The 13,394-nt window shown below is 63.5% G+C and carries 9 protein-coding genes; 8 read left to right on the top strand and 1 reads right to left on the bottom strand.

Annotated features, from left to right (window positions below):
- The first annotated feature begins 364 nt into the window (after window positions 1-364).
- From HGK27_RS15685 to HGK27_RS15655, 7 genes are all read left to right on the top strand, one after another.
- Complete coding sequence (locus HGK27_RS15685; RefSeq protein ID WP_206241743.1) at window positions 365-1,366, top strand: DODA-type extradiol aromatic ring-opening family dioxygenase; 1,002 nt, start codon at window positions 365-367, stop codon at window positions 1,364-1,366.
- A 59-nt stretch (window positions 1,367-1,425) separates the two neighbouring features.
- Window positions 1,426-2,280: an HpcH/HpaI aldolase family protein gene (locus HGK27_RS15680; RefSeq protein WP_206241741.1), complete on the top strand. Its 855-nt coding sequence runs from the start codon at window positions 1,426-1,428 to the stop codon at window positions 2,278-2,280.
- 324 nt (window positions 2,281-2,604) lie between these two features.
- Window positions 2,605-4,146, top strand: a complete 1,542-nt coding sequence (locus HGK27_RS15675; protein ID WP_206241739.1) for an acetolactate synthase large subunit — start codon at window positions 2,605-2,607, stop codon at window positions 4,144-4,146.
- An 18-nt stretch (window positions 4,147-4,164) separates the two neighbouring features.
- A complete protein-coding gene (locus tag HGK27_RS15670; RefSeq protein ID WP_206241737.1) occupies window positions 4,165-5,061 on the top strand; it encodes a type 2 periplasmic-binding domain-containing protein in 897 nt (298 codons plus the stop codon).
- A gap of 365 nt (window positions 5,062-5,426) precedes the next feature.
- Entirely contained in the window at window positions 5,427-6,671 is a 1,245-nt protein-coding gene (locus tag HGK27_RS15665) for an MFS transporter (RefSeq protein WP_206241735.1), read from the top strand.
- Window positions 6,672-6,790: 119 nt separating this feature from the next.
- Complete coding sequence (locus tag HGK27_RS15660; protein ID WP_206241734.1) at window positions 6,791-7,948, top strand: lactonase family protein; 1,158 nt, start codon at window positions 6,791-6,793, stop codon at window positions 7,946-7,948.
- Between the two features lie 24 nt (window positions 7,949-7,972).
- Entirely contained in the window at window positions 7,973-9,394 is a 1,422-nt protein-coding gene (locus HGK27_RS15655) for an alpha/beta hydrolase family protein (RefSeq protein WP_206241732.1), read from the top strand.
- A gap of 381 nt (window positions 9,395-9,775) precedes the next feature.
- On the opposite strand, the gene HGK27_RS15650 is transcribed toward HGK27_RS15655, so the two are convergent.
- Window positions 9,776-12,088, bottom strand: a complete 2,313-nt coding sequence (locus HGK27_RS15650) for an EAL domain-containing protein (protein ID WP_206241730.1) — start codon at window positions 12,086-12,088, stop codon at window positions 9,776-9,778.
- A gap of 491 nt (window positions 12,089-12,579) precedes the next feature.
- On the opposite strand from HGK27_RS15650, the gene HGK27_RS15645 reads away from it, so the two are divergent.
- On the top strand, window positions 12,580-13,392 hold the full coding sequence (locus HGK27_RS15645) for a phytanoyl-CoA dioxygenase family protein (protein ID WP_206241729.1): 813 nt from the start codon (window positions 12,580-12,582) through the stop codon (window positions 13,390-13,392).
- The last annotated feature ends 2 nt before the right edge of the window (window positions 13,393-13,394 follow it).

Genomic DNA, 13,394 nt, shown 5'->3' with positions numbered 1-13,394 from the left:
GCGAGGGGGTTACCCCCTCGCGCTCCCATGTTTTGTCGGCGTGGTGCATCGGGTTCGGCCTCAGGGCAACGTTGCCGCGCCGCAGGCTTTGAAACGACAGCAAGGTGCCGGGGCTTTTTGCCTGCGGCGCCTTTTTGTTGCGCAGGTGGAGAGGTGGGGCGCACCGTGTGGGAAACGCAGCCGTTTCGCCGGAAGACGTTATGGGGTGCAGGGGTGTAACACCCCTGCTGTTCCCTTTTTCCTTTCCCTTGAATCACCCTGATGCAATCGCTGTGAGACAAGAATGGATTGGCCTCGCATCCGCTCCAACGGTTAGGTCGGCCTTGCCCCCGGCATCCCACGAAGACATTTGAAGAGGACTCGCATGGCTAAGATCGTATTTGGCATGGCTGTGCCGCACAGCGGCATGCTGGGGCAGAAGCCGGAAGACTGGCTGACCAACGGCGAGCGTGACCGCAACAACAAGGAGCTGTGGTTCAAGGGCCGCACCTACACCTATCCCGAGCTGGAAGCGCTGCGCGGCAAGGCTTTCGAGCCGTTCCTGACCATCGAGGAGCGCACCGAACGCGCGGACCGCTGCCGCAAGGCGCTTGATGACATGGCTCAGGCTTACCGCGACGCCAAGGTCGACGTGGCCATCGTGCTGGGCAAGGACCAGAAGGAGATCTGGCCCGATCAGTCCCCCTCGATCACCATCTACACCGGCGAGGATGTGCACAATGGCCCGCCGCAGCGCCCGGTCTATGCGCCCGACCATCATGTGGTGCATCAGGCCTATCCCGATTTCGCGACCTATCTGATCAAGACCTTCCAGCAGGAGGGCTTTGACCTCAACGACCTTCAGGCCTGGCCCGAGAACGTCTGGATGGCCCAGCGCCAGGGCATGAAGCCGGACTATCCGGTGGTGCCGCATGCCTACAGCTTCGTCTACCACCAGATCATGGGCGACGATGTGCCGCGCCATGTGCCCATGCTGTTCAACCTGTTCTACCCGCCCACGCAGCCTTCGATGGCGCGCTGCATCCAGTTCGGCCGCGTGCTGCGCGAGGCCATCGAGGCCTGGCCCGAGGATGTGCGCGTGGCGGTGATCGCCAGCGGCGGCCTCACGCATTTCGTGAACGATGAAGAGTTCGACCGCGACGTGATGGGCAAGCTGGCCGCCTATGATTACGATGGCCTCTCGGCCATCGATGACAGCTGGTTCCAGTCGGGCACCTCCGAGGTGAAGATCTACTCCATCGTGATGATGGCGCTTCAGCACACCGGCGCGCAGATGAGGCTGGTGGACTATGTGCCCTGCTGGCGCACCGAAGCCGGCACGGGCGAGGGCATGGGCTTCATGTACTGGAAAGCGCCCGAAGCCTGATCCATTCCGGCCGGGCCGCCCCGCGCGCCCGGCCTCCCCCTTTCAAGGACGATATCCCCATGAGCACCCGCCTGAACGGCATCATCCGCGCCTTTGAATCCGGCAAGCCCGCCTACACCTGCTTCGCCAAATCCGACAAGCAGAGCGCCATCGATCTCTCGGACAGCCCCTATGACGGCCTCGTGGTCGAAATGGAGCACAATCCCTTCGACATGAGCGCTCTGGGTGACTTCCTGCAGTATCTGCTCAACCGCAAGCAGATCCTGAAGGCGGGCACCGTGGCTCCCGCCGTCACCCCGCTGGTGCGCATCCCCTCCAATGGCGGCGAGATGGACCAGTGGCAGGCCAAGCAGGCGCTGGATCGCGGCGTCTATGGCATCATCACCCCCCATGTGAAGACCGTGGAGCAGGCCTGGAACGCTGTGGCCGCCTGCCGCTACGCCCGCCCCAAGAACGCACCTCTGTACGAGCCCAAGGGCGTACGCGGCGATGGCCCGGCCACCGCTGCCCGCTATTGGGGCCTGACTCAGGCCGAATATTACGACAAGGCCGATGTCTGGCCGCTGGCCCCCCATGGCGAGCTGCTGGTCGGCCTGATGATCGAAAGCACCGAGGCCATCGAGAACCTCGACGATATGCTGGCCAACGTGCCCGGCATCGGCTTCTGCCTGATCGGCGAGGGCGACCTGTCGCAGGAGCTGGGCTTCCCCCGTCAGTATGAGCACCCCGAGGTCAAGGCCGCGATGGATCAGATCGTCGCCACCTGCAAGAAGCACAATGTGGTGGTCGGCAACCCGCACACCAACGCCAAGAATGTCGATCGCCTGATCTCGGAAGGCTATGGCTTCCTGATGAGCGCGCCGGTGCGGTCCTTCGGGGTCGTGGGCGCGGCGCGGGAAATGGCCGGCTATTAAGGTTTGGAAGAAAAGGGACATGCGAGGGTGTTACACCCTCGCGCTCCCATATTGTGTCGGCGTGGCGCTTCGGGTTCGGCCTCGGGGCAAGGTCGCCGCACCGCAGGCTTTTAAGTGATGGGAAGGCGCCGGGGCTTTTTTGCCTGCGGCGCCTTTTGTCGTGCTGGCGGGGAGGCTGGCCGCTTGGTTTCGGAACCACTTTCCCCTCGCATCTTCCCTTCCCTGAAACCCAAATCGGATCACAATATCGTTCGTTTCGATTGGAGCGAACGCCCGCTCCCCCCGATGGTGGTTTCAACGCCTTTGGAACATGGAAGCTGACGCATGAACGGATCGGAAAGCCTTGTCACCACGCTGGTTGCGCAGGGGGTGGACGTCTGCTTCGCCAATCCGGGCACCTCGGAGATGCATTTTCTGGCCGCGCTGGAGAACCCCGCGATGCGCTCCGTGCTGTGCCTGTATGAGGGCGTGGCGACGGGCGCGGCGGATGGCTATTACCGCATGAAGGGCACGCCGGCCTCCACGCTGCTGCATCTGGGGCCGGGTCTGGCCAATGGCCTGTCGAACATTCACAACGCCAAGCGCGCGGGCAGCGCGATGGTCAACATCATCGGTGAGCATGCCACGCATCACCTGAAGTATGACGCGCCCTTGAAGTCCGATATCGAGGGTCTGGCCCGCCCGCTCTGCCATTGGGTGCGCCGCACGGATACCGCGAAAACACTGGCCTATGACGCCTATCGCGCCGTCACCGCAGCGCGTCCGGGCAAGATTTCCACGCTGATCCTGCCGGGTGACACCAGCTGGGGCGACGCAGGCGAGGTGCCCAACTTCCCTGTCGAACTGCCCGAGCCGCCCGCCCCCTCGCAAGAGCGGATCGACCATATCGCCCGCACCATCAAGGGCGCCAGCGAGCCGGTATTGGTGATCCTCGCCGGTTTGGCCACCCATGGCCCCGCTGTCGAGCTGGCCGGGCGCCTTGCTGCTGCGACCGGTGCGCGCATCGCCACGCAATTCTTCACCGCCCGTATCGAGCGTGGCGCTGGCCGGGCTCCGCTGGAGCGCATTCCCTATTTCGTCCCGGCGGCGCTCGAATATCTGGCGCCCTTCCGCCACATCATCACGCTGGAAACCACCGAGCCGATCGCGTTCTTCAGCTATCCCGGCTCGCCCAGCCTGCTCAAGCATCCCGATGCCGCCGTACATACCCTCTCCGAAACCGGCGAGGACAGCGCCAAGGCGCTGGAGATGCTGCTGGATGCTCTGGGCGCGCGCCAGTCCGCGCCGATCCTGCAGCCGCGCATCGAAACGCCTGTGCCTCAGGGCAAGCTGGACCCCACCAGCATCGCCCATGCGCTGGCCGCCGCCATGCCCGAACACTGCATTCTGGTCGATGAATCGCTGACCACAGGCCGCCAGTCCATGGGGCTGACGGCGGGCGCCCTGCCGCATGACACCATCCAGAACATGGGCGGCTCGATCGGTTATGGCACGCCTGTCGCCACGGGCGCGGCGGTGGCCTGCCCGGACCGCCGCGTCTTCACCATCGTGGGCGATGGCAGCGCGATGTACACCATCCAGTCGCTGTGGACTCAGGCGCGTGAAAGCCTGAACGTCACCACCATCATCTTCGCCAACCATTCGTACCAGATCCTCAAGAGCGAATATGCCAATATGGGCTTTGGCGCTCCGGGCCCTCAGGCGCTGGCGATGATCGACATCGGCGATCCGAAGATCGACTGGGTGGCCATGGGTACCAGCATGGGCGTGCCCAGCGTGCGCGTGGAAACCGCCGAGGATTTCTACGCCCAGATGGTGCGCACCGTGGGCGAGAGCGGCCCGGCACTCATCGAAGTCTGTCTGTAAAACAAAGGGAAGAGGTTCATGACCGACACCACGCAAGACGTGCTCACGCTGCGCGCCAACATCGACGAATACCCCGTTACCAAAGCGCTGCGCGAGGGCCGCGTCACCTCGCCAATCGTCAAGCTGGACATTTGCGGCCCCAGCCCGGCGCAGAATGGCTTCAAGCCCATGTTGCGCGAAAACGCCTATGATTGCGGCGAGCTGGCCATCGTCACCTATCTGCAGGCCAAGTGCTACGGTAAGCCCTATGTGATGCTGCCCGCGCCCATCTCGGGCCGCTTCCAGCACCATTGCGCGGGCTTCAACCGCGAGCTTGGCCATGTCAGCCCCAAGGACATCGAGGGCAAGCGCGTGGGCGTGCGGACCTATGCCCAGACCACCGGCCTGTGGGTGCGCGGCATTCTGCAGCACGAGTATGGCGTCGATCTCGACAAGGTGACCTGGTGCACCGTGGGCGAGGGCCATCTGCTGGAATACACCGACCCCGCCAATTGCGAGCGCCTGCCCAAGGGCTCCGACATCGGCCAGATGATGCTCGACGGAGAACTGACCGCCACGCTTCAGGGTGTCGATCTGCCCAAGGACCCGCGCGTCGAGCGCCTTGTCCCCGATCCCTTCAATGCCGCCAAGGACTGGTTCGCGCGCGAGGGCGTCGTGCCCATCAACCACATCTTCGTGGTGCATGAGGACATCTCGAAAAACCGCCCCGATGTGGTGCGCGAACTCTACCGCATGATCCAGGAAAGCCGCGACCTGACCGAAGGTGGCGTGCCCGATCCCTTCCCGCCGATGGGCCGCGCGGCCAATGAAAAGGGCCTGCAACTGGCCATCGATTGGGCCTTCGAGCAGAAGATCATTCCCCGCAAGCTGTCGGTGGATGAGCTGTTCGACGAAACGACCGGCAATCTGGGATAAAGCTCTCCACCCTGGCCCCCGCTCACAAGGCGGGGGCTTTTTTGGATTCAAGGGGAAGTGGAGAATGCGAGGGTGTTACACCCTCGCGCTCCCATGAATGTCTACGTGGTGCTTCGGGTTCGGCCTTGGAGCAAGGTCGCCGCGCCGCAGGCTTTTAATCGATCATGAGGCACCGGGGCATTCTTCCCTGCGGCGCCTTGCCTTGCGCAGGTGGAGAGCCGAGACGCGGCATTTCGGCGCCACTGCCCATGCGTCGGAAGACGTCATGGGAGCGCGAGGGGGTAACCCCCTCGCATTTCCCTTTTTAATACCTCCCACAACCTTTCCATCTTGCCCCGCGGCACGTCCGGCTTCAGGAACCGCCTGTGACTGACAGCACCTTTCCCTTTGCCTATCGCGATTTCCGCCTGTTCTGGGTCGCAAGAATCTTCGCCATGCTGGCGCAGAGCAGCATGGTGCTCTCGATCGGCTGGCAGGTGTATGATGTCGCGCGTCTGACGATGAGTGTGAAGGAATCGGCTTTCCGCCTTGGCCTGATCGGCTTTTTCCAGTTCCTGCCGGTGCTGCTGCTCACGCCGATTTCCGGGCTGGTGGCGGATCGGGTGGACCGCAGGCTGGTGGCTTGCGGCTCGCTGATGGTGCAGTGGCTGGGGGCGGTGCTGCTGGCGGTGCTGGCCTTTGGCGGCTCGGTCAGCCTGGTGGTGCTGTATCTGGTGTCCACGGCGCTGGGCGTGTTTCGCGCTTTCTACATGCCTTCGATGAATGCGCTGGCGCCCAATCTGGTGCCGCGAGAGGTGCTGCCGCGCGCCATTGCCACCAATGCGATGGCGGGCCGGGCGGGGGCTATTCTGGGGCCGGTGCTGGGCGGCATGGCCTATGCGGTGGGGCCGGGTTACGCCTTCGGGCAGGCGGCGGTGCTGCTGCTGGTTTCGGTGTGCTGCCTGATCGCCATCCGCATCCGCATGAACGCTGCCGAGCGCAGCACGGCCCATCCCTTCGCGCAGATGCGCGAGGGGCTGAGCTATGTCTTCACCAACCGGCTACTGCTGGGGACGATCTCGCTCGACCTTTTCGCGGTGTTGCTGGGCGGGGCGACGGCAATCCTGCCCGCCTATGCGCGTGATATTCTGCATGTCGGGCCTCAGGGGCTGGGCATGCTGCGGGCCAGCCCGGCGGTGGGCGCGCTGACCATGGCGGTGTGGTTCGCCTGGCGGCCGATCCGCAATCAGGTGGGCGGGGCGATGCTGGTGGCGGTGGCGATCTTCGGGCTGGGCACGGTGGGCTTTGGCCTGTCGCGCTGGCTGCCGCTCTCGATCCTGTCGCTGGTGGTGATCGGCGGGGCGGATATGGTTTCGGTGGTGATCCGCCAGTCGCTGATGCAGCTGCATACGCCCAATGAGATGCGCGGGCGGGTGGGGGCGATCTCCACCCTGTTCATCTCCGCCTCCAACGAGTTGGGCGAGGCGGAGAGCGGCTTTCTTGCCTCGCTGATGGGGCCGGTGGCCTCGGTGGTGTTTGGCGGCGTGGGGGCTGTGGTGGTGGCGCTGGCATGGTCGCGGATGTTTCCGGAGCTGCGCGCGGCGCGGAAATTCGATGTCCCGCCGGGCTGAGCGGTAAAGCGATCACCCTGCCTGTCTTTTCGATGCGGGATCGCGCTTGCGGCTCCTAAACTCCTGCCCGCATGAGAAGAGGGCGTCGGCCACGGGCGGCGCAAGGAAGAGGACAGGCCATGGGCAATTTCTGGAAGATCACGGTTTCGGGGCTGGGCATGATGCTGGCGATGGCCGGGCCGGCTGTGGCCAGGCCTGCGGCAGCCCCTACGAGCGAGATCGTCTATTTCGGGCAGCATGGCACGGACATCACCGCCGCGCGGTTCGACCGCAGGACCGGCGATCTGACGCTGATCGGCCCGGTCGCCTCGCCGGGGCGGCCGACATGGGCGGTGATGCATCCGCGCCTGCCGGTGCTCTATGTCGCCAATGAGCTGGGCAATGACGGCAAGACCAATGGCATGGTCATCGCCTATCGCGTCGACGAAAAGAGCGGCAAGCTGACCCAGATCAGCCAGGTCGATGCGGGCGGGGGCGGCACCACGCATCTCTCGCTCGATCCCAAGTCCATGACGATCACGGCGGCCAATTACGGCGGCGGATCGCTGACGACCATCGGCATTGAGAAGGATGGATCTCTGGGGCCGCTGGCCTCGCTGACGGTGGAAAAGGGTTCGGGCCCGCACAAGCGCCAGAAAAGCGCCCATGCCCATTCGGCGATGATTGCTCCGGGGGGCCATTTCGCGCTGGTGGCCGATCTGGGGACCGACCGGGTCTATGTCTATCCCTTCGATCCCGCGACGCATAAGGCGCGGGAGGCTCAGCCGGGCGAGGCGCAGGATTTCGTGGCGCCTGCGGGCAGCGGTCCGCGCCATATGGCGGCCTCGGGCGATGGGCGTTTCGTCTATCTGCTTGATGAGCTGGTCGCGGATGTTGCGACGCTGGCGTGGGACGCCAGGGCAGGCAAGCTGACCGAAGTGGATCGCCAGTCGATCAGCTCGCCCGATCTGAAGGGCGAGGGCTCGGGCTCGGAGATCGCCACCAGTGCCGATGGGCGCTTCCTCTATATCGGCAACCGCGCGGAGAGCTTCCTTCAGGTTTACACGCTCGACAAGGCCAGCGGCAAGCCCACGCTGATCCAGCGCGTGCCGACGGGTGGCTCCTATCCCTGGGGTTTCGGCATCTCGCCCGATGGCCGCTGGATGCTGGTGGCGCATGAACAGTCCGACGATGTGGCGGTGCTGAAGATCGATCCTGCCACCGGCAAGGTGAGCGACACCGGCCACCATCTCAAGATGAGCCATCCGGTGAGCGTGACCTTCGCCGCCCATCGCTGAAGCTTCGCAAGAAAAGAGGTTACCATGAGGATGTTTCGACAAGGAAGGCTGGCGCCGGTGGCGCTGGCCGGTTTGATGCTGGCTGTATCGGCGGCACCTTCAGCAGAGGCACAGGAGGCCCCGGTGCGGCAGGGGCCAGCCTATCCGCCCGCTCTGCCGTCGGGGGTGAAGACCAGCTTCGTCCATCTGGCGCAGGGCGTGCCCGGCGTGCTGTATGAGCCGGTGAACCCCGGGACGAAGGCGGCGATTGCTGTGTTCGCCATGCATTCGGCGGGCGATTATCTCAGCTTTTCGGCCTGCACCCAGCTGGCTCAGCGCGGCTATCGCGTGCTTTGCGCCAACAACAGCACGGGCAAGGGCGGCAGTTTCGATGAGGGCTCGCTGGAGCGGGTGCTGCTCGATGCCAAGGCGGCGGTGACCTATCTGCGCAGCCTGCCCGAGGTAAAACATGTGGTGCTGATGGGGCATAGCGGCGGCGCCACGGTGATGAGCGCCTATCAGATGATCGCCGAGGGCGGGGTGGCGACCTGTCAGGGGGCGGAGAAGATTTTCAAATGCTCCGATGCGCTGGCCGGGCTGCCCAAGGCGGATGGCTTTATGGCGGTGGATGCCAATTGGGGCCTTTCCACCATGACTCTGTTCAGCATCGATCCCGCTGTGACGGATGAGGGGCATGCGCTCAAGCTCGATCCCGCGCTCGATCTGTTCAATCCGGCCAATGGCTTCAAACCCGGGGGATCGACCTTCCCGCAGGCCTTTGTCGTCCGCTTCCAGCAGGCCGAGGGCGCGCGCAACAACCGGCTGATCGATACGGCGCTGAAGCGCATGGCGGTGGTGAAAGCGGGCGAGGGGCAATTCGCCGATGACGAGCCCTATTTCGTGCCGGGTGCCAGCCTGCTGGGCTGGAACAACAAGCTTTTTGCTCAGGATGTGCGGCTGATGTCGCATACGAAGAAGCCATGGCCACTGATCCATCCCGATGGCAGCATCACCACACAGATCGTCCATACGGTGCGCGTGCCCGCCAACAACCAGTCGGTGACGGGCAGCATGGTGAAGGGCGCGATGAAGACCACCTTGCGCAACTATCTGATGACCTATGCCATTCGCACCACGCCCGATTACGGCTATGATGAAAGCGGCGTGCGGGGGATCGACTGGTCGTCAAGCTGGTCGAACACGCCGGGCAACATCACGGGCATCCATGTGCCTACGCTGGTGATGGGGATGACGGCGAATTGGGAGTATCTGGCGGCTGAGACCTTGTATGAACGCTCACCTGCGAGGGACCGCTCGATCTTTTTCGTGGAGGGGGCGACTCATGTCTACACCCCCTGCAAGCCCTGCGAAAAAACGCCGGGCCAATATGGCGACACGGTGAAGCAGGTTTACGATGCAATCGACCGCTGGCTGTCAGGGACGGGCCGGTTTGCGACGGCGGGATAAGAAAGGGCGTTAAGGAATGGGTATATTTACCTATAACTTGATGATTGCGCCCTTCATAAATGGCTTCCGGATTCGTCCCTAATTGACCAGTTTGGCGGGCTCGCCACGGAATGGAGCCCGGCTTTGTCTCCACCCCGGATCAGATATGAAAACGGCCTTGGAGGTGATCCAAGGCCGTCTTTTTATTCAGCAAATTCAGCAGTTTCCGATTAGTCGGAAGTGCCGAAGAAATTGCCGAGGCTGTCCCAGATGCTGCGGGCAGCAGGCTTCTTGTTCGTCATGGTAACGCTCCCAGAAAACATGACCTACCGGAGACGGTTCCGGCAAGGGCGACGTTAACTGGTTGTAAACCAAACGCAAGTGGTAAACGCGTGTTAACCTTTAGGCGGCGCGTGGTGTCCTGGAAGGGAACACGATGGTCACCAAATCCTTAAACTTCATCGGCCGGCCCAGATGGTAGCCTTGGGCGATATCGCAGCCCAGCTGACGCAGAAGGTCCAGCGTGGGGCGATCCTCGATGCCCTCGGCGATCACGCGGCGGTTCAGACGGTGCGCCAGAGCGATCGTCGATTCGACCATCAGGCGGTCATCCTCATCGGTGGTGAGATGGGTGACGAATTTGCGATCGATCTTCACCTCGTCGCAGGGGAAGCTCTTGAGGTAATCCAGCGTGGCATTGCCGGTGCCGTAATCGTCGATCGAAATCTGGATGCCCATCTCGGCCAGCTGGGCCAGCGTGGTGCTGGCCTTGTTGTTCTCGGTGATCTGGGCGGTCTCGGTCAGCTCCAGCGTCAGGCTTGAGGCCGGGAAGCCGGTGGTCGCCAGCACGCCAGCGATGCGCGCGACCAGCTCGGGATTGTCCAGCAGCGTGGCCGAGAGATTGACGCTGAGGCGGAAACCGGCCTGCTTGCCCACGATGCGCAGCATATCACTGGTGGCGCGCTCCAGCACATAGAGCGTCAGGCGCAGGATGCGGTTATGTGCTTCGGCGGCACCCACAAAGGTTTCGGGCGAGATCGAGCCACGCTCGGGATGCTGCCAGCGCACCAGTGCCTCGGCGCCGATGATGTGCAGATCGTCGATGGTGAACTGCGGCTGATAGGCCACCCAGATGTCACCCTGATCGAGCGCATTGTCCATTTCGCCGACCAGCGACAGCTGCCAGCTGGTGTCGCCCTCGCTGTCCGACTGATGGAAGCGCCACAGCTGGTTGCGGCTGGCGGCGCGGTCCGCGGCGAGCAGGGCGCTGGCGATGCGGTTGGTGACGGTGCGATCATACTCATCGTCGAGGCCGAAGGAGACCTGCACGTCGATCTTGCGGGTGCCGAGAATCATCTGCGTTTCGATCAGGCGGGCAAGGCCCTCGATATGATCCGCCAATTCGTCGGCAGGCAGGCGCGGGGCCAGCCAGTAGATGACGTCCTCAGCCTGATAGAAGACATTGCGGTGGCCGGGCAGCGACAGGCGGCGCACCAGCTCGTTGATCAGATCGGTCTCGATCGCCTCGGGGAAGCTGGAGCAGATCGCGGCATAATTGCGGATGCGCATCGCCACCAAAGGCTTCTCGGTGGCCTGAGGCTCTTCACGCAGCGCCGAGAGGTTGGGCAGCAGCGTGCCTGCATGCAGCCGCTGGGCCCGGCTGATCTCGCGCAGCATCATCGAGCGATAGGCCACAATGCCGAAGAGCAGGTAGGCAGGCAGGAAATCGGCGGTGATAAAATGGGCATCGAGGATGAACGGCACTGCCAGCAGCACAGCCATTGCTCCCGCCGTTACCAGCCCGGCCATCCGGCGCTGGCGGCAGCGCAGCAGCAGGGCGGCAAAGGCCGTCGCGATGGCAACGGCGGGAATCCAGCCCCAGTTCTGTGGAATGCCTTCACGCAGCGTCTGTGCTGCCACGACAAGAAAATAGACTCCCGGCATCCAGCCCTGTCCGGCCATGCCATGCATGTCGAGCTGCCTGACCGAGGTCCAGCCGACCAGAATGTCCTTGCCGCGCACCTGGGAGGCCGGAACCTTGCCATCAATCACGTCAATGAAGCTGATCGTGGGAACGGTTCGCATCTGGATCGACCAATCAGGGCGAAACAGTGTTCCCGTGGGGCCAGAGCGATTGGACAGATCTGAGGCGAGAGAGCGGACGGTCTTGCCATCCACGATTCCCTGGTAGGGAAATTCTGCGGAAAGCGAAAAGGGCTTGGTTGTGCCGTTGAGCAGGACCAGATTACCATTTTGACGGAAGAGAGGGATCGGCAAGATATAGGTGGTCATGGCACCTACGCTGTTGCCCGAAGCGCTCATACTACCCAGGGAAACCTTGCCGCGGTTGCGCTTCAAGGCTTCGGCAAAGGCTTCATCATCGGCAGGTGAGGACGGTTCCGCGTAGGCCCGGTCAAAATAGACATGGCGGGCACCCATGGCGACAAGCTTGTCGATAAGCTTGCCATCGACCTTGCGCGAGAATTTCAAAGTGTCGAAACGCTGGAAGGTCTTCTCGTCCAGCCCCACCACCACGATCTTGCCATCGGCGGGCCGGGCGCGAATCATGTTGCGGCCACCGCGGAAGAGATCCTCCAGCGGCTCGCCAAGGTCGATCGCGCCGCAAATGACGGCGAGCAGAAGCGCCCAGAGCAGAATGCTGGTTGGCGTGGCGCGACTCGATTTGTGCCGGCTTTTTGCCGTCAGAGCGATCATGTGATGTCCCTTTTCGCAGGCCAGCGTCCTCCCGGGGGGCCGGGATTCGATCAACTTGCCCGTTCTGCATAGAGGGGATTCGGTAAAACTCTCTTAACCGTGGTTGTTAGGGTGGTCGCGCGGACACGCTGGTAAGCGGGCGGCGGCTGCGTGTTATGCAATTGAATGTTATGATCCCTGGCCCGTTCTATGAGAGCGTCTTGCGCGTGGCGTCGCGCGTGGTCTTTCAAGGGCGCCGTCGTGACAGCCGTCACGGTGCAACCCATCCGGCGCAGGCCGGTGCCAAGGGAGTTTGAATGCGTTTTGGGCACGGCGGGCTCGTCGGCTTCGGGTATCGTCCCGAAGCGGGGGCCGACAGCTGGCAGGATCACAGGGACGCGGGGCGCTGCCCCGCCGGCGGGGTCTTTGCGCGCCTGATATATTGGTTAAGACTGAACATAGCCTATAACTATATCAACGGCTTAAGGAAACACTCCAACGAGCCCTCGTGGTTGCTGCGTATGGCGCGGATGGAGCGGCGCCTGTCCGATCCGCTGCATCACCGGGCGCCCCTTCCGCCGCGCGCCGCCGTCTTCGATGCGCAGGATCACCATACCGAGCCGGGCATCCTGCCGCCCGCCTTGCTGCGGGCCATGCGTGATGAGGTGATGCATCAGCACCTCTACCATGACCCCACGATTCCCGGCTGGACCTATCGCGGCCTGGTCGAGGCGGCGCCCTACAGCGAGCTGCACATGCTGCCGCATGCGCTGTTTGCCAGCGATATTTTTCTCGAAATCTGCACAAATCCCGAGGTGATGACGTTTTGCCGCGAGATCATGGGTCCGCGTGCGGCGGTCAGTTGGGGGCAGGCGTGGATCGCCAATCCGGGTTATCTCGAATCGCCCAAATGGAAATGGCATCGCAACAATGACGAGCCCTTCAATGCCGTGCAGGTGCTGGTGCCGCTCGGCGATGTGCGGGGAGAGGAGGACGGGCCGATGCTGGTGCTGCCGGGCAGCGCGCAATGGTCCGAATGTCTGGAGCCCCGCCTCTATGCCGAGGAGGAGGTCGAGGCGCTGGCGCGACAGAGCCCGCCCCATGCGCTGCTGGCCCGGTTGGGCGATGTGGCCTTCCTGAAAGGCTTTTCTCTGCATCGCCTGACGCCGGTGCTGCGGCGGCAGGCGACTCTAGCGATCATGGTCTCGATCGCCCCGGCGCTCAGCAGCCCGACGATCCTGCGCCGTCCGCTGTCACAGGTGCCGCGCCATCTGCGCGAACGAATCGCGCAGAATGCCGCCTTCTTCCGCCGCCTGATCTGCTGACC

Origin of the sequence: Novosphingobium terrae, assembly GCF_017163935.1 — a bacterium.
Taxonomy (GTDB): domain Bacteria; phylum Pseudomonadota; class Alphaproteobacteria; order Sphingomonadales; family Sphingomonadaceae; genus Novosphingobium; species Novosphingobium terrae.
This window is presented reverse-complemented; position numbering and strand designations above follow the sequence as displayed.